At 75.8% G+C, this 19,024-nt stretch carries 16 protein-coding genes and 1 tRNA gene; 6 read left to right on the top strand and 11 right to left on the bottom strand.

Annotation, left to right across the window (positions count from 1 at the left end):
* Positions 1–20 precede the first annotated feature (20 nt).
* Genes ABWU78_RS11195 through ddaH form a run of 3 tightly spaced genes read right to left on the bottom strand, consistent with a single transcriptional unit; the run spans position 21 to position 3,485 of the window.
* Entirely contained in the window at positions 21–1,304 is a 1,284-nt protein-coding gene (locus tag ABWU78_RS11195; RefSeq protein WP_439158388.1) for an aminotransferase class I/II-fold pyridoxal phosphate-dependent enzyme, read from the bottom strand.
* A gap of 10 nt (positions 1,305–1,314) precedes the next feature.
* Positions 1,315–2,574: an ornithine--oxo-acid transaminase gene (gene rocD, locus ABWU78_RS11190; RefSeq protein WP_439158387.1), complete on the bottom strand. Its 1,260-nt coding sequence runs from the start codon at positions 2,572–2,574 to the stop codon at positions 1,315–1,317.
* On the bottom strand, positions 2,571–3,485 hold the full coding sequence (gene ddaH, locus ABWU78_RS11185) for a dimethylargininase (RefSeq protein WP_439158386.1): 915 nt from the start codon (positions 3,483–3,485) through the stop codon (positions 2,571–2,573). Before ddaH ends, rocD begins: the two co-directional genes overlap by 4 nt.
* A 315-nt stretch (positions 3,486–3,800) precedes the next feature.
* On the opposite strand from ddaH, the gene ABWU78_RS11180 reads away from it, so the two are divergent.
* Positions 3,801–4,703: a PadR family transcriptional regulator gene (locus ABWU78_RS11180; RefSeq protein ID WP_439158385.1), complete on the top strand. Its 903-nt coding sequence runs from the start codon at positions 3,801–3,803 to the stop codon at positions 4,701–4,703.
* Between the two features lie 142 nt (positions 4,704–4,845).
* On the opposite strand, the gene ABWU78_RS11175 is transcribed toward ABWU78_RS11180, so the two are convergent.
* From ABWU78_RS11175 to ABWU78_RS11160, 4 genes are all read right to left on the bottom strand, one after another.
* A complete protein-coding gene (locus ABWU78_RS11175; RefSeq protein WP_439158384.1) occupies positions 4,846–5,394 on the bottom strand; it encodes an SRPBCC family protein in 549 nt (182 codons plus the stop codon).
* Positions 5,391–6,332: a hypothetical protein gene (locus tag ABWU78_RS11170; protein WP_439158383.1), complete on the bottom strand. Its 942-nt coding sequence runs from the start codon at positions 6,330–6,332 to the stop codon at positions 5,391–5,393. The genes ABWU78_RS11175 and ABWU78_RS11170 overlap by 4 nt, the downstream gene beginning before the upstream one ends.
* Positions 6,333–6,371: 39 nt before the next feature.
* Entirely contained in the window at positions 6,372–6,866 is a 495-nt protein-coding gene (locus tag ABWU78_RS11165) for an OsmC family protein (RefSeq protein ID WP_253052741.1), read from the bottom strand.
* 106 nt (positions 6,867–6,972) lie between these two features.
* Positions 6,973–8,379, bottom strand: a complete 1,407-nt coding sequence (locus ABWU78_RS11160; RefSeq protein ID WP_439158382.1) for an NAD(P)/FAD-dependent oxidoreductase — start codon at positions 8,377–8,379, stop codon at positions 6,973–6,975.
* A gap of 222 nt (positions 8,380–8,601) precedes the next feature.
* Between ABWU78_RS11160 and ABWU78_RS11155 the strand changes: the two genes are divergently transcribed.
* Together ABWU78_RS11155 and ABWU78_RS11150 are read left to right on the top strand one after the other, a co-directional pair.
* Positions 8,602–9,441 (top strand): thymidylate synthase, encoded by an 840-nt coding sequence (locus ABWU78_RS11155; protein ID WP_253053661.1) that lies wholly within the window; start codon positions 8,602–8,604, stop codon positions 9,439–9,441.
* Positions 9,442–9,446: 5 nt separating this feature from the next.
* On the top strand, positions 9,447–10,046 hold the full coding sequence (locus ABWU78_RS11150) for a dihydrofolate reductase (RefSeq protein ID WP_353708509.1): 600 nt from the start codon (positions 9,447–9,449) through the stop codon (positions 10,044–10,046).
* Positions 10,047–10,060: 14 nt separating this feature from the next.
* On the opposite strand, the gene uriH is transcribed toward ABWU78_RS11150, so the two are convergent.
* Positions 10,061–11,011 (bottom strand): uridine-preferring nucleoside hydrolase UriH, encoded by a 951-nt coding sequence (uriH, locus tag ABWU78_RS11145; protein WP_439158381.1) that lies wholly within the window; start codon positions 11,009–11,011, stop codon positions 10,061–10,063.
* Between the two features lie 119 nt (positions 11,012–11,130).
* Here uriH and ABWU78_RS11140 point away from each other — a divergent pair.
* Positions 11,131–11,203, top strand: a tRNA-Arg gene (locus tag ABWU78_RS11140).
* A 33-nt stretch (positions 11,204–11,236) separates the two neighbouring features.
* Here ABWU78_RS11140 and ABWU78_RS11135 read toward each other — a convergent pair.
* On the bottom strand, positions 11,237–11,554 hold the full coding sequence (locus tag ABWU78_RS11135; RefSeq protein ID WP_439158380.1) for a hypothetical protein: 318 nt from the start codon (positions 11,552–11,554) through the stop codon (positions 11,237–11,239).
* A gap of 98 nt (positions 11,555–11,652) precedes the next feature.
* Positions 11,653–12,705, bottom strand: a complete 1,053-nt coding sequence (locus ABWU78_RS11130; protein ID WP_439158379.1) for a hypothetical protein — start codon at positions 12,703–12,705, stop codon at positions 11,653–11,655.
* A gap of 760 nt (positions 12,706–13,465) precedes the next feature.
* On the opposite strand from ABWU78_RS11130, the gene ABWU78_RS11125 reads away from it, so the two are divergent.
* Positions 13,466–17,590 carry a hypothetical protein gene (locus tag ABWU78_RS11125; RefSeq protein WP_439158378.1) on the top strand — a complete coding sequence of 1,375 codons (4,125 nt, stop codon included), beginning with the start codon at positions 13,466–13,468 and terminating at the stop codon, positions 17,588–17,590.
* Between the two features lie 490 nt (positions 17,591–18,080).
* A complete protein-coding gene (locus ABWU78_RS11120) occupies positions 18,081–18,320 on the top strand; it encodes a hypothetical protein (protein ID WP_353708513.1) in 240 nt (79 codons plus the stop codon).
* Between the two features lie 133 nt (positions 18,321–18,453).
* On the opposite strand, the gene mscL is transcribed toward ABWU78_RS11120, so the two are convergent.
* Positions 18,454–18,921, bottom strand: a complete 468-nt coding sequence (gene mscL, locus ABWU78_RS11115; RefSeq protein WP_353708514.1) for a large conductance mechanosensitive channel protein MscL — start codon at positions 18,919–18,921, stop codon at positions 18,454–18,456.
* Positions 18,922–19,024 lie beyond the last annotated feature (103 nt).

Genomic DNA, 19,024 nt, shown 5'->3' with positions numbered 1-19,024 from the left:
TCTCGCGGGGTCGGAACCCTCTACTGCGCGGCCTGCTCCGCCGCGGCGAGGAGGACGCACGTCGCGACGCCGTCCATGGCGACGCGGACCTCCTCGATCGGGGGGAGGGTCGGGGCGAGGCGGAGGACCTTGTCGTCGGGGTCCTTGCCGTAGGGGAACGGGGCGCCCGCGGGCGTGAGGGCGATGCCGGCGGCCTTCGCGAGCTCGACGACGCGTGACGCGGTGCCGGGGACGACCTCGAGGCTGACGAAGTAGCCGCCCTTCGGCTCGGTCCACGACGCGACGCCCGTGCCGCCGAGGCGCTCGGCGAGGATGCCCGTGACCGCCTCGAACTTGGGCGCGATGATGTCGCGGTGCTTGCGCATGTGGGCGCGCACGCCGTCGGCGTCGCCGAAGAACAGCGCGTGCCGGAGCTGGTTGACCTTGTCCGGGCCGATGGACTGGGCGGACAGGTGCTTCTTGTACCAGGCGACGTTCGCGGGCGACGACGCGAGGAACGCGACGCCCGCGCCGGCGAACGTGATCTTCGACGTCGAGGCGTAGAGGATCACGCGGTCCGGGTGGCCGGCCTCGGCGGCGAGCGAGAGCGCGTCGGCGCTGCGGACCTCGTCGTCGGTGAGGTGGTGCAGGGCGTACGCGTTGTCCCAGAGGATGCGGAAGTCGGGGGCGGCGGCGGGCACGGACACGAGCGCCCGCGCGACCGCCTCCGTGACGACCGAGCCGTCGGGGTTGGCGTACGTCGGCACGACCCACATGCCCTTGATCGTGGGGTCGTCGGCGACGAGAGCGGCGACGGCCGCGGCGTCGGGCCCGTCCGCCGTCATGGGCACGGTGACCATCTCGATGCCGAGGGCCTCGCACACGGAGAAGTGCCGGTCGTAGCCGGGCACGGGGCAGATCCAGCGGACCTTCTCCTCACGGCCCCACGGGCGCTCGGAGCCGGGGACGCCGAAGAGCGTCGCGTAGGCGAGCGTGTCGTACATGAGCGTGAGGCTCGCGTTGCCGCCCGCGAGGAGCTGCTCCACGGGCACGCCGAGCAGCTCGGCGAAGATCTCCCGGAGCTGCCGGAGGCCGTCGAGGCCGCCGTAGTTGCGGACGTCGGTGCCGTCGGCGTCGGTGTGGACGCCCTCGCCCGGGAGCGCGAGCAGGGCCTCGGAGAGGTCGAGCTGCTCGGCCGAGGGCTTGCCGCGCGTGAGGTCCAGCTTCAGCCCCAGGGCCTGCAGGTCGGCGTACGCGCGACGCAGGTCGTCCAGGGACGACGCGAGGGTGGTGGTACCGGGTGCGGTGTGCTCGGGCGTGGTCACCCTCCGGACTCTACCGACCCCGCGCAAGGTCCGTGAGCGCGTTCTCCAGGGCGGACAGCCCGGTCTCGAGGTCGGTGGCCGAGATGGTCAGCGGGGGAGCGAGACGGATGGTCGAGCCGTGCGTGTCCTTGGCGAGGACGCCGCGCGCGAGCAGCGCCTCGCACAGGTCGCGACCGGTCCCGCGCGCGGGATCGAGGTCGAGTCCCGCCCACAGCCCGAGGCCGCGGACGCCGTCGAGCAGCCCGGCGCCCACGAACCCGGCGAGCCGGTCCTGGAACCGCGCGCCGAGCTCGCGCGCCCGGCGTTGCGGCTCGCCGGTGGCCAGGAGGTCGACGACGGCGAGGCCGACCGCGCACGCGAGCGGGTTGCCGCCGAACGTGCTGCCGTGCGTGCCGGGCGTGAGGACCTCCAGCACGTCACGGCGTCCCACGACGGCGGACACGGGCAGGATCCCGCCGCCGAGCGCCTTGCCGAGCGTCACGAGGTCGGGGCGAACGTCCCACGTCTCCACGGCGAGCGTCGTGCCGGCGCGGCCGAGGCCGGACTGGATCTCGTCCGCGACCAGCAGCACGTCGCGCTCGGCGGTGAGGGCGCGCAGCCGCGGCCAGTAGTCGGCGGGCGGTACGACGACGCCGGACTCGCCCTGGACGGGTTCGAGCAGCACCGCGACGGTGGTGTCGTCGATCGCGGCGGCGACGGCGTCGGCGTCGCCGTAGGGCACGACCCGGAAGCCGGGCGTGTAGGGGTCGAACCCGCGGCGCGCGTCCTCGTCGTCGGAGAACGACACGATCGTCGTCGTGCGGCCGTGGAAGTTCCCGGAGCCGACGACGATCGTCGCCTCCCCGGGGCGGACGCCCTTGACGTCGTACCCCCACTTGCGCGCGGTCTTGATCGCGGTCTCGACGGCCTCGGCGCCGGTGTTCATCGGGAGCACGAGCGAGTCGGGTCCCCCTGTGGTGAGCGGCCCGACGAGCCCGGCGAGCGCGGCGGCGAACGGGTGCAGGAGGTCGTGGTCGAACGCGCGCGACGTGAGCGTGACACGCCCGAGCTGCGCGGTCGCGGCCGCGACGAGCGCGGGGTGGCGATGCCCGAAGTTGAGGGCCGAGTAGCCCGCGAGGAAGTCGAGGTAGCGACGCCCGTCCACGTCGGTGACCCACGATCCCTCGGCGGTCGAGACGGTGACGGGCAGCGGGTGGTAGTTGTGCGCGAGGGCGTCGCGCGGCGTCTCGTCCGCCGGCCCGGCGACCGGGCGGACGTCCTGCGCGGTCACGATGCGCTCCCCGACGTCGCGACCGGCCCGGCGCCCATCTCGCGGATCTCGAGGGTGCAGCACTTGGCGCCACCGCCCCCGCGCAGCAGCTCGGACGTGTCGACGGCGAGCGTCTCGTAGCCGCGCTCGCGCAGCGCCGCGGCGAGCCGCTCGGCGCGCGGGGCGTGCACGACGTGCGCGCCGTCGCTCACCGCGTTGAGGCCGAGCACGACGGCGTCCTCCTCGGTCGCGAGGAGCGCGTCGGGGTAGCGCTCGCGCAGGACCTCCTGCGCCGCGGGCGAGAACGCGGGCGGGTAGTAGGCGAGGTCGACGGGCGGCGGGCCGGTGAGGCCGGGGTGCGCGCCGCCGTCGGGCTGCGTGGCCCCCGGGGCCGTGCCGGAGCCTCCGCGCAGCACGGTGAGCGCGGTGTCGAGGTGGTAGAAGCGCGGGTCGACGAGCTCGAGCGTCACGACCTCGCGTCCCCACAGCGCGGCGGCCTCGGCGTGCGCGGCGCGCTCGGTGCGGAAGCCCGTGCCGGCGAGCACGGCGTCGCCCGCCACGAGGAGGTCGCCCTCGCCCTCGTTGACGTGCTCGGCGAGGTGGGTGACGTACCCCTGGTCGGCGAACCACTTGAGGTAGGCGGGGCCCTCGGGGCCGCGCTCGGGGTGGGCGAAGCGCGCGGAGTAGACGAGGCCGTCGACGACGGTCGCGCCGTTCGCGGCGTAGACCATGTCCGGCAGACCCGGGACGGGGTCGATCGTCTCCACGGTGTGGCCCAGGTCGCGGAAGGTGTCGCGCAGGCGCTCCCACTGGGCGACCGCGAGCGGGGTGTCGACCGGGGTGCGCCGGTCCATCCACGGGTTGATCTCGTAGCTCACGGTGAAGTACGTGGGCCGGCACATGAGGTAGTGCCGGGGCTGGCCTGGGCGCATCGCCGCCTCCTCGCGGGAGCCGGGCCTGCCGGGGTGGTGCGGCCCGGGTGGTGGTCGGACGGGGGTGGCGTCCGATGGTGCTGGTGGGCTGCCGGTTGGCTGCTGGATGCCAGCGTACGTCCGCGGCCTGCCCGCGTCCTGGGACACGGCGCTCCATGGCAGGGCGTTGACAGCGATACTCTATCGATATATCGTTAGCGTATCGCTGAGAGTCGATACCGACGACTCGCGACCCTCGCGACCCTCGCGAGGCCGCCACGGCCCGCCACCGCTCCGCGGAACACTCGGAGCCCACGAACACAGGAGACGCATCCCATGAGCTACGCACACCAGCACCGGGGCAGGACCCCGGAGAACGTCCAGAACATGTCCCAGCCGTTCGGCGAGCGACCCGGGCCGCGCCCGGACCGCCGTCGTCGCGACGGCTTCCCGCCCGTGCCCGACGACGCGGCCTGGTTCCGCGGCGACGGTCCCCGTGGTCGGGGCGGCGCGCGCCGCGGCGGTGGCCGCGGGTTCGGCGGCCCGGCCGACGGCGGACGCGGCTTCGGCCCCGGCTCCGGCTCCGGCGAGCGTGGGTTCGGCCCCGGCTTCGGGCCGGGCGGGCCGGGCTTCGGCCCCGGCGGTCCCGGGTTCGGCCCGGGGCACGGCGGGCGTCGTCACGGGGGCCGCGGTCGCGGCCCGGGGCGCGCCGGCCGCGGCGACGTCCGCGCCGCCGTCCTGCTGCTCCTCGCCGAGCAGCCCATGCACGGCTACCAGGTCATCCAGGAGATCGCCGAGCGGAGCGAGGGCCAGTGGCGCCCGAGCCCCGGCGCGGTCTACCCCGCGCTGAACCTGCTTCAGGACGAGGGGCTCGTCGAGCTCTCGGCCGACGGCGGGCGTCGCCTCGCGACGCTCACCGAGGCGGGCACCGCGTACGTCGCGGAGCACGCCGCCGAGCTGGGCGACCCGTTCGCCGAGGCCGCCGGTCGCGGCGGCCGCTCGCGGCGCGAGCTGCGCGCGGGCGTCGAGGCCGTCGCCGCGGCGGTCCACCAGGTCGCCCGCACGGGCACCGACGAGCAGGCGCAGGCCGCGGCAGAGCTCCTCGAGCGCACGCGCCGCGAGCTCTACCTGATCCTCGCCGGCCCCGCAGCCACGACTCCCGCGCCGGACGCGGGCGACCCCGCGTCGTCGGGCACACCCGTGGAGGACGCCCCGGTCGAGGACGCGCCGTCGGCCTGACCTCGCCGATCTCGCCGACCCTGCCGAACCCGGGGTCGCTCCTCACCCGCAGCCGTGGGTCGGGAGCGACCCCGGGTTCGGCGCGTCTGGGGCGAGCGGCCGCGAGGCGTCGACCCGGGCCCCTGGCGCCGGTCGACCCGTGTCAGCGGGGGGCGGAGAGGCGGGCCTCGAGGCGGCGCAGTGACGTCCGCATCATCCAGCGCAGCGCGAGCCCGACGAGCGGCGCCGTGGCGGCGCGGGGGAGCGGGCCGGCGAGGTACGCCTCCTCCCACCAGACGACGCGGCAGCGTCCGCGGCCGAGCGGCACGACGTCGAACCCGGCGTCGCCGAGCAGGACGGGGCCGAGCTTGTGCACCCGCGTGCTCCCGGTCCGGCCCGCCGCGACGGACGGGCGGTCGAGCGACTCGACGACCATGCGGTCGGTGAACCCCCGCCCCGTACGACGGGCGGACGGTCCGCTCACCATCGTGAAGCGGTCGCCGACCTCGGGACCGCGGACGGCCGGGGTCGCCATGGCCGTCAGAGGGATCCAGCGCGGGTGCGTGCGCGGGTCCGCGACCCACGCGAACGCGACGGTCGCGTCGACGGCCAGGTCGCGCGCGACGGAGACGCGCCGAGCCGCACCGTCTCCCGCCCGCCGGGCGATGCCGGCATGGTCGTCCGTCGGGTCGTCAGGCGCTGCGGGCGTCACTCGGCGTCGCGCGCGGGGGAGTGGTCCCGCCGGCCGCGCCCCGGCAGGAGGCGATGACGGCGCCGAGGGCTCGCGGCGTCGTCGGGCACCGGGACGAGCCGCGGCGGCGCGTCCTCGACCGGAGACTCGACGACCTCCAGGAGCCGCCCGAACACCGACGGCGGCGGCCCGAACGCGCGCCGGGACTGGCCGATCACGCCGTGCCCGAGCGCGCGCGCCCCGGCGACGCCGACGACCGCCCCGACCCCGAACGGGACGAGGCGCCCGATCGCGAGGCCGGACTGCTTGGCGAGCTGGGTGCGCAGGAAGCGGTTGCCGAGCGCCTTGTTCACCTTGACGAGCGTCCCGGCGGGCATGCTCGTGAGCAGGACCTTGCCCCACGCGAGGCCCGAGCCCTGGGTCGCGCGCTCGACGTCGCGCGCGCCCTTCTCGCCGAGCACGGTGGCGAGGAGCAGGGCACGGCGGCGTGCGACGTCGTCCACGGCGATCCCGTGCACGTCCGCGACGGCGAGCGCGAACGCCGCCGACGACGCGAAGAACGTCGCGATGTCGCTCGACGTCAACGCGATCCCGACACCCGTCCCGACCGCCGGGAACGCCGCCGCCGCACCGACGGCGCCGCCCGCGGCCTGGATGACGAGCAGGTACTCGCGCTCGAGGATCCGCACGATCTGCGCGGGGCTCGCCTCCGGGTTCCGGCGGCGTACGCCGTCCACGTGCGACCGGATCACGTGGGAGGGGATGGTCACGGCCTTGTCGAGCGCCGCGTCGAGCAGCGGCGTGGGCCGGTAGGCGGCCCAGTCCGTCGCGTCGACGGCCGCGTCCTGGGGCGCCCGGACGGCGCGACCACCCCGCCGCGCGACGGCGTCCGACGTGGGGGTCCCCTGGGGGTCCCACGTCCCGTAGTCCGGCGTACCGGACGGCTGCTCGTGCGCCATCACGCCTCCCGTCGTCGGTCGGGCCTCACGGCCCGGTCGTCACTCGACGCTGCCGCCCGGCTGCTGGAACACCGTGTGCACGGTCGCGCCGGCCTTGATCGTCCGTCCCACTGTGCAGGTCTTCTCGATCGCCCGCTCGGCGACCGTGAGCAGGCGCTCGCGCGCCTCGTCGTCGAGCGAGGACAGGTCGATCTCGAACCGCTCCGTGATCTCGGGGTAGCGGTCCTCGGGCAGGTCCTTGACGCCCTCGGCGTGGATCGTCACCGCGTAGTCGTCGCCCAGGCGGCGCGCGAACGTGCGGTCCGAGCTCATGCCGGCGCACGCGGCCAGCGCGATCTTCAGCAGCTCGCCCGGCGTGAACACCGCACCCGCGCTCGCGGGGCCGATGAGCACCTGGGCACCGCGCGCGGAGTAGCCGGTGTACGTGCGCACGCCCGTGCGCTCGACCCACAGGGCGTCCGTGGGAGACGGCGACGACGGGGCGATCTCGTCGGTGCCCGTCTGCGGGGTCGTGGTGGCTGGCTCGGTCGTCATGCGTCGATCCTCGCACTCGTGCGGTGCCGGTGCGCTCGTCGCCCACCGGTCGGTCGACCGGAGAACGCGAACGGCGGTCGCGTGATTCCCCGTCCGGACGGCGGTCTCAGGCCGCGCGGAGAGGTCCGGGCACCGCGGGTTCCGGTGCCGGCCGCGCCGGCGCCGTCGTGGCGCTCGTGGCGGCGGCAGCCGCCGTCGCCCCGGCGACGAACGCCGCGCGAGGGCGCTGCACCGCGGCGAGCGAGACGACGTCGCGCCCGAACAGCGCGCCCGTCGCCCACACGGCGAGCACGCGGGCCGTCCGCTCCCCGGTCGGGATGGCGAGCACGTGGTAGCCGCGGTGCATGAGCCACGCGAGGCGCCCGCGCACGACGAGCCGGCGGTACTCGAACACCCCCGAGCCGAGACCGAGCGTCGCGACGACGCCGAGGCTGCCGTGCACGTACGGTCGCGTGGCCAGACCGCGCCGGGCCGCGACGAGGTTGCGCGCCAGGCGCCGGCCCTGCCGCACGGCGTGCTGCGCGTTGGGGACGGTGAGCGCGCCCGGCCGGGGGACCGCGAGGTCGGGCACGGCGGCGCCGTCGCCCGCGGCCCACGCGTCGGGGACGGTGTCGTCCACCGTCCCGACGCGCAGGTCCGGTCGGGTGACGAGGTAGCCGCGCGCGTCCACCGGCAGGTCGGTGTGCGTCGCGACGACGGGGTTCGCCGCGTTGCCCGCCGTCCACACGAGCAGCCCCGTGGCGAACGACTCGCCCGTCGAGAGCGTCACGACCCCACCCTCGGCGGACACGATGCCCGTCTCGAGGTGCACGTGCGCACCCCGGCGCTCGAGCTCGCGCACGACCCACCGCCCCGGACGCTCCGTGACCTCCGGCAGGAGGCGCGGGGTGCGCTCGACGAGGTGGAACCGCAGCTCCGCCGGGTCGATCTCGGGGTAGACGCGCGTGAGGTCGTGCGCGAGCGACAGGAGCTCGGCGAACCCCTCCACGCCGGAGAACCCGCCGCCGACGAACGTCACCGTGAGCAGCCGCTCGCGCTCCGGGCCCGGGGGCAGGCTCGCCGCGCGGTCGAACGACGTGAGCATCCGGTCGCGGATCGCGACGGCCTCCTCGACGTGCTTCATGCCGATCGCGTGCTCGGCGACGCCCGGCACGGCGAAGACGCGCGTCACCGCGCCCGCGGTCACGACGACCGTGTCGTACGTCAGGTCGTACGGCTCGCCCGAGCGCGGCCGCACGACGACCGTGCGGCGCGCGTGGTCCACGCGCTCGACCGTCCCGTCGACCAGGCGCGTGCGGCGCAGGTGGCCCCGGTGCGCGACGGCGGCGTGGCGCGCCTCGACCGAGCCCGCGACGACCTCGGGCAGGAACGGCTGGTACGTCATGTACGGGCGCGGGTCGACCAGGACCACCTCGACCTCGCCGCGGCGCTGCTCGCGCCGCAGGCGCTTCTCGAGCTCTCGGGCCGCCGTGAACCCGGCGTAGCCCCCACCGACGACCACGATGCGTTCCATCACTGCCTCCTGTGCCCACGAGCGTCCGGTCCGGCGCTCTACCCCTCCGACCGTCCGGGAGCGCGCGGCGTGACATGACGTGCGTCACCCTCGTCGACGAGCGTCCGCAGTCGTGCGCGGTCGAGGTCGGGACAGGCCGACGGCAGTGGTTGACCCGCCCCGCGGCGACGACCCACACTGACGACCGTGGCCCCCGACTCGACCTCCCCGACCCTCGCCGTCGTGACCGAGGGCGAGCGTGCGCCGTCGGGCAGCCCCGCCCGGCCGGTCCCGACCCCGTACGAGGACCTGCTGCGCGACGTCCTCGCCCACGGCACCCACAAGGGCGACCGCACCGGGACGGGCACGCGCAGCGTGTTCGGGCGCCAGCTCCGCTTCGACCTGTCGCAGGGCTTCCCGCTCGTCACGACCAAGCGCGTCCACCTCAAGTCGATCGCGTACGAGCTCCTGTGGTTCCTGCGCGGCGACTCGAACGTGCGCTGGCTCCAGGAGCGCGGCGTGAGCATCTGGGACGAGTGGGCGGACGCCGACGGCGAGCTCGGCCCGGTCTACGGCGTCCAGTGGCGCTCGTGGCCGACGCCGGACGGTCGGCACGTCGACCAGGTCGCGCAGGTGATCGAGCAGATCAAGGCGAACCCCGACTCGCGCCGGCACATCGTCTCCGCATGGAACGTCGCGGAGATCGAGAACATGGCCCTGCCGCCGTGCCACGCGTTCTTCCAGTTCTACGTGGCCGACGGCAGGCTGTCCTGCCAGCTCTACCAGCGCTCGGCCGACCTCTTCCTCGGCGTGCCGTTCAACATCGCGTCGTACGCGCTGCTCGTCCACATGGTCGCCGCGCAGACCGGGCTCGAGGTCGGCGACTTCGTGTGGACCGGCGGCGACGTGCACATCTACGACAACCACGTCGAGCAGGTGCGCGAGCAGCTCACGCGCGAGCCCTACCCGTACCCGACCCTGCGCCTCGCGCCGCGCGACTCGATCGACGCGTACGAGTACGAGGACATCGAGGTCGTCGGGTACCAGCACCACCCGACGATCAAGGCCCCGATCGCGGTCTGACGGCGGTGGGGGAGGAGACGCTCGGGCTGGTCTGGGCGCAGGCGCGCGACGCCGCGGGGCGGCCCGTCATCGGTGCGGGCGGCACCATGCCCTGGCACCTGCCCGAGGACCTCGCGCACTTCCGGCGCGTGACGTCCGGCCACCCCGTCGTCATGGGCCGCCGCACGTGGGACTCGCTCCCGCCCCGGTTCCGGCCCCTGCCCGGGCGCGTGAACGTCGTCGTGACGCGGCAGCCCGGGTGGTCACCGGGGGACCCGTCGCCGCGCGTCGGTGCGTCCGGCGGTGCGGTGCCCGACGGCGGTCGCCCGGCCGAGCAGGCCGGCGCGCCCGTGCGCGTGGCCGGGTCGGTCGCGGCGGCGCTCGCGGTGGCCCGCGCGGCGGCGAGCGAGACCGGGTCGGGCGAGGTGTGGGTCATGGGCGGCGCGCAGCTCTACGCCGCGACGATCGCGCTCGCGGACCGCTGCGTCGTCACGGAGATCGACACCGTCGTCGAGGGCGACACCTACGCGCCCGAGATCCCCGACGGCTGGGCTGCGCACGAGGGCGACTGGGCGACGTCGTCGACCGGCCTGCGCTACCGCTTCGTCACGGCGATGCGCCCCTGACCGCCCACAACCCGTCAGGCGAGGGCGTCGAGGACGAGGTCCCAGAAGCGGGTGTGGTCGAGGGTGACCGCGACCTGCGTACGGCACTCGTCGGGCCCGGGCTCGTCGCCGCGCAGGTCCGCGACCGTCATGCCGGTGGTCAGCGCGCCATGGAGCTCGACGTCCAGCGGGGCACGGCGCGTCGTCATGACCTCCGGGTCGATCACGCACGCGACGGCGCACGGGTCGTGGACGGGCGGGTAGAGGAAGCCCTGCGCCGAGCGGTACGTCGCGCCGTAGAAGTCGAGCAGCTCGCCGACGAACCGGGCGGCCGTGGTGTCGAGCGCGGAGAGCCGGTCGCGCACGTCCGGCGTCGCGACGGCCTGGTGGGTGAGGTCCAGGCCGACCATCGTCACCGGCCACGGCTCGTGCAGCACGACGTGCGCCGCCTCCGGGTCGGCGAGCACGTTGAACTCCGCGACCGGCGTGCGGTTGCCCCCGTGGTAGCCCCCGCCCATCATCACGACCTCCCGCACGCGCGGCACGATGCGCGGCTCCCGGCGCGCCGCCATCGCGACGTTCGTCAGCGGCCCCGTCGGCACGAGGGTGATCTCGCCGGGCTCGGCGCCCATGACCGTCTCCACGATGAGGTCGACCGCGTGGCGGCGGTCGACGGCGCGGCGCGGGGCGGGCAGGACCGGCCCGTCCATCCCGGACTCGCCGTGGATGTCCGGTGCGACGATCCGCGGCCGGACGAGCGGCCGGTCGCACCCGGCCGCGACCGGGACGTCGATCCCCGCGAGCTCGGCGACGGCGAGCGCGTTGCGCGTGACCTTCTCCAGCGTCTGGTTCCCGGCGACCGTCGTCACGGCCACGAGGTCGACGGCGGGGCTGCCGTGCGCGAGCAGCATCGCGATCGCGTCGTCGTGGCCAGGGTCGCAGTCGAGGAGGACGCGGCGTGGCGCGTCGGCACGTCCGGTGGGCATGGGCCCATCCTCGCCCGCCGGCCCCGCTCCGGCCCGGTGGCCACCGCCGGCGCGGGCGCGCTTCGCCTCCGACGGTCGCCGACGGCTAGGCTGTCCTCCGGCCCGTTCCCCGGGGCCGCGCGCCTGTAGCTCAGGGGATAGAGCACCGCTCTCCTAAAGCGGGTGTCGCCAGTTCGAATCTGGCCAGGCGCACCGAACGACACCGTGCTCGCCGGGCGAGCCTGCTCAGCCGACGACGCGGACGGCGAGCACCTGGCACTGCACCGGGGACGACTCCGCGCAGACGTCGGCCCACACCTCGACGACGTCACCGTCGTCCAGGGCGTCGCCGTCGACCCGCCCGCCGTCCGCGTCCAGGACGACGGTGCTCGCGGACAGGAGTGCCATGCCCTCGTAGTAGGGGTCGGAGGCGTCGACGAGCCGCGGACCGCCGTCGTCGCGGTCGACGGCCCCGGCGACGTCCGCGGACCGGTCCGGCGGCACGGCGGGCCCGTCGGGGCGGTCGGCCGTGCACCCGGCCAGCGCCAGGGCGAGCGCGGTCACGAGGGGGAGCGCGAGGGGCGGTCGCGCGACGGGTGGTGGCGTGGGGAGACCGGCGCATCCTCGGATCCTCCCACCGCCGTCGTGCGGCCGGAACGGTCCTACGCGGACGCGGACGCGGGCGTGGACGGCGCGGGGGTCGGCGCCGTGCCGGTGCTCCCGCCCGTCTCTGCCTCGGCGCCCTCACCCGTTCCCGCGCCGGTCCCCTCGCCCGTGCCGGGGTCGGGCGTGGACGAGGGACCGGGGTCCGGCGTCGTCGGGTCCGGCGAGGGCTCCTGGGTGGGGCTCTCGGTGGGGTCCGGGGTCGGGGTCGTCGACGGCTCGTCCGTCGGCGTCGTCGACGGGGTCGGGGCAGGGTCCTGGGTCGGCACGGTCGACGGGTCCACGGCCGGGCCCGACGGCGGGGGCGTCGCGGGAGCGTCGGTCCCGGTCGAGCGCTCGCGGCTGATCGTCGTCCCTGAGCCCTCCACGCCTCGCACGGCGTCCGAGATCGGCTTGCCGATCGCGAGCTCGACCACGAGGACGACACCCATCACCACGACGAACAACGCGAGCGCCGACACGGTCAGGACCCGCCCGCGGCCGTAGCGGTCGACGAGCCGCAGCCAGGCGTTCTGCGGCTGCTCCGGGGCCACGGGGTCGCCGTCGGCCTCTCCGGTGGCGTCGCCGCCCGGAGCGAGGGCGCCCGTCGCCCCCGTGCCCGACCCCGCGTCCGGCGCCGAGCCGTCCACGACGACCGTCCCGCGCGGCACGCTCGCGACGGCGGTCGTGACGGTGGTGGTCGTGGCACGGTCGCGCGGGGTGCTCCCGCCGGTGGTCACCTGCACGACCTTGCCGACGACGGGCACGAGCTGCTCGCGCGTCTTCTGGATCGAGCGCGTGTAGACGTAGTTCGCGACGACGGTGAGGGCGCTCGCGATGCCGGCGCCGATGATCGTGCCGGCGGTCCCGAAGTACGACAGCAGCACCGTGGTGCTCACGGCGGCGAGCGCGCTCGCGACGACCTGCGTGAGGGAGAGCCGGGCCGGGGCCTCGCGCTCCTTCGCGGGCGCGGTCTCCGCGGCGGCACGTCCTGCCTCGCGGCCGGCGTCGTGGGTCGCGGGGCGCGGGGTGGAGTCGTCGCTGTCGGGGCGGGGTGCGGGGGGCGTCGTCACGTGGTGCGGGTCTCCGGTCGTCGGCGGGCAGGACCACCCGCCGCCACCGGCCGTGGACGACGGCCGCGCGCCAGGGACCGGCGTCGGGCCACGGGCGTCCTCCCACGGTAGGCCGCCCGTGTGGACCTCGCTCAGGGGCGTCGTGCCGGGGGCTCAGAGGAACGGGAGAGATCCTGTGACGCCGCCGGTCGGAGCGCCACGGCGGTGCGCGCCGGCGTCGCTCGTCGCGTCCCCGGGCGGGACGAGGCCCGGTGCCGCGGGCGGCGACGTATCCTGCCGAAGGGTCGCGTCGGCGCGTCACGCGGTGCGCGAGGACCTCGGGGTGTGGTGTGCGCCACAGGTCGCCGAGGCCGTCGCGGGCGTCGAATTCGCGGAATCCCGCGCATGTTGTGGACGCTCGTCCAGGTGGTTCTCAGGCGCTTCTGGGTCGCGCGGGTGATTCACCCGTCCAGTGCCGTGGGCCGTGTTGACGCCTGGCATCTCGCCGTGCAAGATTGTCCTCGACAGCGCGCATCGCCTGCCCCCTGCGCGGTGCGCGCTGTTTCACACTTCTCCGGGAGAACGCCCCGGAATAGTTCGGAACGACGGCCTCGGAACACGAATTCTCGTGATCCGGGGCCGTTCGTCGTCCTGCCTCCTCGTGACCTCGCGCACGACCGGCGGTCGGGCGGCCCCGGCACGCCGCCGCCCGACGGTCCGGGTCGTCGACCCTCCGGCGCGCCGCGCCGGGCCTCGCGAGGCGGCCGGTTAGCGTCGGAGGGTGAATGCCGCAGCCCGCACCAGCTCAGCCGCCCGGAGCGTGGCCGATCCTGCTCGGCTGCCCGCGACCGCTCCCGGCGAGACCGACCAGCCCTCCGCCGAGGCGGCCGACGTGACGCCGCCCCGCCCCGTGCTCGTCCCGGAGCCCACGACGGCCGACCTCGTCGACGAGGCCGTGGCACGGTGGCGCGCCGGGCTCGTCGAGCTCGCCGGCGGGTCGTCGCTCGCCGACGTCTCGCTGCTCGGCGACGCCGTCGTCGACCTGACGGCGGCCCACCCCTCCGGCGTCGCCCAGCTCTTCGCCGGGCGGCCGACCCGGCTCTCGAACCTGTTCCGCGAGGGCGGGTCGCTGCCCGCCGCGCGGCGCCGTGCGCGGGCCGTCGTGGTCCGCGCCGCCGAGCACGCCCAGCGCTACGGCGTCGCACCCACCTACCTGGCGATCGGCGTGGCGACCTGGACCCAGAGCCTCTCGGCGCCGCTGGCCGAGGACGACGTCGCGGCGCTGGCCCGGGTCGCCGGCCGCGCCCCCGCGACGGTCGTCCCGAGCGGGGAGGACGACGCCGTCGGCCCCGCAGCGGCAGGACCCGGCCCCGGCGACGCCACGGGCGAGGGCGGTCGTGCGGTCTCCGACGAGCGGGACGGGTCCGACGGCGCGCACGTCCCCGACGCGGGCCACCGGCCCCCGGGCGCGGTCGAGGAGACCGAGCAGGAGCCGACGTCCCGCACCGTGCGCGCCCCGGTGCTCCTGCGGCCCCTGACCGTCACCCCGCGCGGGGACGGCGAGACCGACTACGAGCTGACGCTCGAGCCGACGGCCGAGATCAACCCGCTCCTCGCGCGCACGCTGCGCGCCCACGGCGCGCTCCTCGACCCCGTGACGCTCGCGCGCTCCACGTTCACCGGCGCGGGCTTCGACCCCGGCGACGCGACCCGCCGCATCGCCGCGCTCGGCGAGGCCGTCCTCGACGACTTCGACCTGACCCACCGCGTCCTCGTCGGCACGTTCGTGCACCCGGGGCAGGTCCTCGTCGACGACCTCGACGAGCTGGCGCCCGCGCTGGAGCGCCACGAGGTCGTCGCCGCGCTGGCCGGGGACGAGCGCTCCGCCACCGCGCTGCGCGCCGAGCTGCCCGCGCCGCGCGTCGGCGACGCGGACCCCGTGCACGAGCGCGGCGCCGGCGACCTCGACCCGTCCCAGCGCCACGTCGTCGACGTGCTCGCGAGCGGGTCGCACCTCTTCGTCGACGCACCCGCCGGGTCCGACGTCGCGGGCACGCTCGCGGCCGTCGTCGCCGAGGCCGCGGCGTCGGGGCGCCACGTGCTGTACGTCCCGGGCCACCGCCGGGCCGCGGACGCGCTCCTCGCGCGGCTCGGCGAGCTCGGCCTGGGCGGCCTCGTGCTCGACATCGTCCCCGAGCCGACCTGGCGCGAGACCGCGTCGCACCGCCTCCTGTCCGCGATGGCGACCGAGCCCGAGCCGGGCGAGGACGAGGACCTCGCGCGCACGCGCGACGCGCTGCTCGGCGCGCGCGCCCGGCTCGCCGGGTACATCGAGGCGCTGCACCTCGTGCGCGACCCGTGGGGCGTGTCCGCCTACGACGCGCTCCAGGCGCTCGCCCGCCTCACCGCCGAGCGACCGGCGCCCGACACCCGGGTACGCCTGACGACGGAGGTCGTGCTCGGCGTCGGGCCGCAGCGCGAGCGTGTCGCAGCGGAGCTGCGCGAGGCCGCCCTGCTCGGTGCCTTCACCACGCGCGCGACCTCGACCCCCTGGTACGGCGCCGCCCTCACGACGCCCCAGGAGGCCCACGACGCGCTCGTGCGCGTCGAGCGCCTCCGCACGCACACGCTCCCGCAGCTGCGCGCACAGGTCGAGCAGGTCGCCCAGCGCACGGGGCTCACGCCCGCGACGACGCTGCGCCAGTGGGGCGACCAGCTCACCATGCTCGGGGGCATGCGCGGGACGCTCGACGTGTTCCAGCCCCTCATCTTCGAGCGCACCGCGCAGGACATGGTCGAGGCGACCGCGACGAAGCAGTGGCGTGCGGAGCGCGGCATCGAGATGGGCTGGTTCGCCCGCAGGCGGCTGCACCGCCAGGCGCGCGACATGGTCCGTCCCGGCGTCCGCGTGCCCGACCTGCACGCCGCGCTCGTCGAGGTGCAGGCGCAGCGCGCGGTCTGGCAGGAGCAGTGCCCGCGCGGCGGCTGGCCCGTGCTGCCCGAGGGGCTGTCCGCGATCGAGGACACGCACGAGGCCGTGCGCATCGACGTGGAGGAGCTCGAGCCCGCGCTCGACGGGACGCCCGGTGGCCGGGACCTCCTCGACACGCCGCTCGACGCGCTCGCGGCGCGCCTCGACGCGCTCGCCGAGGACGCCGAGTCCCTCGACTCCCTCCCGGCGCGCACCGCGATCCTGCGCCGGCTCACCGACCTCGGCCTCGGCGAGCTCCTCGCCGACCTCGCGGCCCGCCGCGTCGAGCCCGACTTCGTGGGCCCCGAGCTCGAGCTCGCGTGGTGGAGCTCGGTCTTCGAGCAGGTGCTCGCCCAGGACCAGGCCCTGGCGGGGCAGGACGGCGCCGGTCTCGACGCGCTCGCGCGCCGGTTCCGCGACCTCGACCGCACGCACGTCGCGTCGCTCGCGGCACCCGTCCGCGCGGCGGTCCGCGAGCACCTCGGGACCGCGATGCGCGAGCACCGCGACGAGGCCGAGGACCTGTTCACCGAGCTGCTCGAAGGTCGCCTCGTGAGCCTGCGGGAGACGGCCGAGAAGCACCCCGCCGTGCTGCGGCGCCTGCGACCCGTGCTCGTCGCCACGCCGACCCTCGTGCCGCACCTCGTCCCCGCGACACGCACCGTCGACCTCGTCGTCCTCGACGCGATCGAGCACTCACCCGTCGAGCTCGTGCTCTCCGCGCTCGCCCGTGGCCGACAGGTCGTCGCGGTGGGGGACCCGCGCGCCGCCTCGACCGACACCGTGCGCGAGCTCGCCGAGCTGCTCCCGACGGTCGAGCTGCTCGCCGACGGCTCGCGGCGCGACCCCTTCGTCACGACCTTCCTCGCCGAGCACGGCTACGACGGCGTCCTGCGCCCCGCGCCCCTGCCGCGCGCCGAGGTCCTCGTCCAGCTCGACGTCGTCGACGGCGCCGGCATGCCCGACCCGGCGTCCGGCGCGGTCGAGAGCACCCAGGCCGAGGTCGACCGGGTCGTGGAGGTCGCCATCGAGCACGCGCTCACGCGGCCCGACGAGTCCCTCGCGATCGTCACCGTCACGCCCCTGCACGCCGACCGCATCCGCGACGCCCTCCTCGTCGAGGTGCGCCAGAACCCCGCGCTCGCCGGATTCTTCTCCGGGGCGCGGGAGGAACCGGTGGTCGTCGCCGACGTCTCCGGCGTCGCCGGGCTCGTGCGCGACACGATCGTCCTGTCCGTCGGTTTCGGCCGCACCCCGCACGGGCGGGTGCTCCACCGGTTCGGCATCCTCAACACCCCCGGCGCCGAGGCCATGCTGCTCGACTCGGTCGGCGCGACCCGCCGCCGGCTCCACGTCGTGTCGTGCTTCACCGCGGGCGACCTCGACCCCGAGCGGCTGCGCGGCGCCGGCGCCCGGCTGCTCGCGGAGGTCCTCGACCTCGCCGAGCAGCGCAGCGGCGCCGCCGACCAGGTGACCCTCGGCAACGGCGTCGACCTCGGCGGCAGCCCCGACCGGCTCGTGCTCGACCTCGCCGAGAGGCTCTGGCGGGCCGGCCTCGTCGTCGAGACCGACTACGGCATCGGCGACGGCGACCGCATCCCGCTCGTCGTCGGCCACCCCGACCTGCCCGGCGAGCTCCTCGTCGCAGTCCTCACCGACGACGCCGCCTACGTCGCCGAGCGCAGCGTGCGCGTGCGGGACCGGCAGGTGGCCGAACGCCTCGAGCGCATCGGGTGGACCGTCGCCCAGGTGTGGTCCGCCGCCGCGTTCCTCGACCCCGCCAAGGAGGCCGAGCGCATCCGGCGGGTCGTGCAGGCGGTGCGCGACGCGCGGCTGCCCGAGACGGGCGGTGTCGCGCAGACCGGCGGCGGCGACCGGATCGTCGTCGTGCCGGTGATCGACGACGACGAGCAGCACGGCGACGACGACCTGTAGATCGGCGTCGCGTGCTCCGCTGCACGCGTGGTCGGTCGGCGGCCTCTGGTCGCCCTGGGTGCGGGGTCGGGGGGCGTGCGCGCCGTCTACCATCCGCGCCGCTCGTTCCTCGCGTCGCTCCCGCCAGGCCCGCCACGACGGCGCGCACGCCCCCCGACCCCGCTGCGTCGTCTCACGGCGGCGGATCTCGCCAGGCCCGCCACGACCCGGCGCCGCCTCCCACCCCGCCACGTCGTCTCACCGTGGGCCGGTTGCTTGCGATCTCGTCGCTGAGCCGCCGCCGTCCGTCGCACCGTGGCCCTGGTGCGCGGGCCCGGCGTAGTCCGCGCTGTCGAGCACGCGTGCGACCACGGCCGCGTCGCCTGGGTTACGACCTGGCGTCGTGCAGGTCACCCTGTCGCGGCTCCCGCGTGGGCTGTCCTCGCGTATCTCAGTGGCCTGAGCAGGTGGTGGCTGACGTCGGGCGCTCGGGCGGTGCGACGATGGAGGCGTGAGCACCACGTCCGACCCGAGTCCTGACCGCCCGCACGACGTGCCCGACGGCGCGGTGCGGCGTCGGCGGCCGCGGCGGGCCGTGCGACGGGGGACGGAGAGCGAGGTCGTGTCCGGGGTGAGCGCCGACGAGCGGTCCGAGGGCTGGGGCGACGAGGCGGCGCCGGGTCGTGGGGGCCGGGGCGAGAACGACGACCGGCTGCTCGGGGACGTCCCGCCGCACTACGGGCGGCACTGACCGCGCGCTACCGACCGCGCGCTGATGCGCCGAACCCGGGGTCGTTCCCCACTCTCGGCGTGAGGTGAGGAGCGACCCCGGGTTCGTCCGAGGGGCGCCGCGGGGCGTGGGTCAGGTGGCGGTGGGGGTGTGCTCAGAGGTCGCGCGGCGGCGTCGGGCCGCCGGGTGCTCGGCCCGGGCCGCTGCCGGCCTGGGCGGCGAGGAGGTCGCGGATCTCCTGGAGGACGCGCACGTCCTCCGCCGGTGCCTCGGGCTCGGGCTCGACGTCCTGCTTGCGACGCTCGGCGAGCTTGTTCATCGGGAGGACGATGACGAAGTAGAGCGCGATCGCGATGATGAGGAACTGCAGGATCGCGTTGAGGATGCCGCCGACGGAGAGGACGGAGGCCTCGACGTCGCCGTGGGCTGGCCGCAGCGTGATGTCCCACAGGTTGGAGATGTCCGGCTTGCCAAAGATGGCGCCGATGATCGGGTTGATCAGGTAGGTGACGATCGCGTCGACGACCGAGGAGAACGCCGCGCCGATGACGACGCCGACCGCCAGGTCGATCGCGTTGCCTCGGAGCACGAACTCCTTGAATCCCTGGAACACGCCCTTCATGTGCTGCTTCCCTCTCCGGTCGGTGGTCCGCGTGGCGGCGGCGCCACGACAGGTGCACGCGCGATCCTCCCAACGCGGGCGCCGCCCGGCAACGGCCTCGCCC

This window comes from Cellulosimicrobium sp. CpK407 (genome assembly GCF_051844275.1).
GTDB lineage: Bacteria > Actinomycetota > Actinomycetes > Actinomycetales > Cellulomonadaceae > Cellulosimicrobium > Cellulosimicrobium cellulans_G.
This window is presented reverse-complemented; position numbering and strand designations above follow the sequence as displayed.

Coding starts and splice junctions, on each gene's coding strand:
- ddaH (WP_439158386.1), bottom strand. CDS start 3,485: ATGCGCCCAGGCCAGCCCCGGCACTACCTCATGTGCCGGCCCACGTAC.
- ABWU78_RS11180 (WP_439158385.1), top strand. CDS start 3,801: ATGAGCTACGCACACCAGCACCGGGGCAGGACCCCGGAGAACGTCCAG.
- ABWU78_RS11170 (WP_439158383.1), bottom strand. CDS start 6,332: ATGGCGCACGAGCAGCCGTCCGGTACGCCGGACTACGGGACGTGGGAC.
- ABWU78_RS11165 (WP_253052741.1), bottom strand. CDS start 6,866: ATGACGACCGAGCCAGCCACCACGACCCCGCAGACGGGCACCGACGAG.
- ABWU78_RS11160 (WP_439158382.1), bottom strand. CDS start 8,379: ATGGAACGCATCGTGGTCGTCGGTGGGGGCTACGCCGGGTTCACGGCG.
- uriH (WP_439158381.1), bottom strand. CDS start 11,011: ATGCCCACCGGACGTGCCGACGCGCCACGCCGCGTCCTCCTCGACTGC.
- mscL (WP_353708514.1), bottom strand. CDS start 18,921: ATGAAGGGCGTGTTCCAGGGATTCAAGGAGTTCGTGCTCCGAGGCAAC.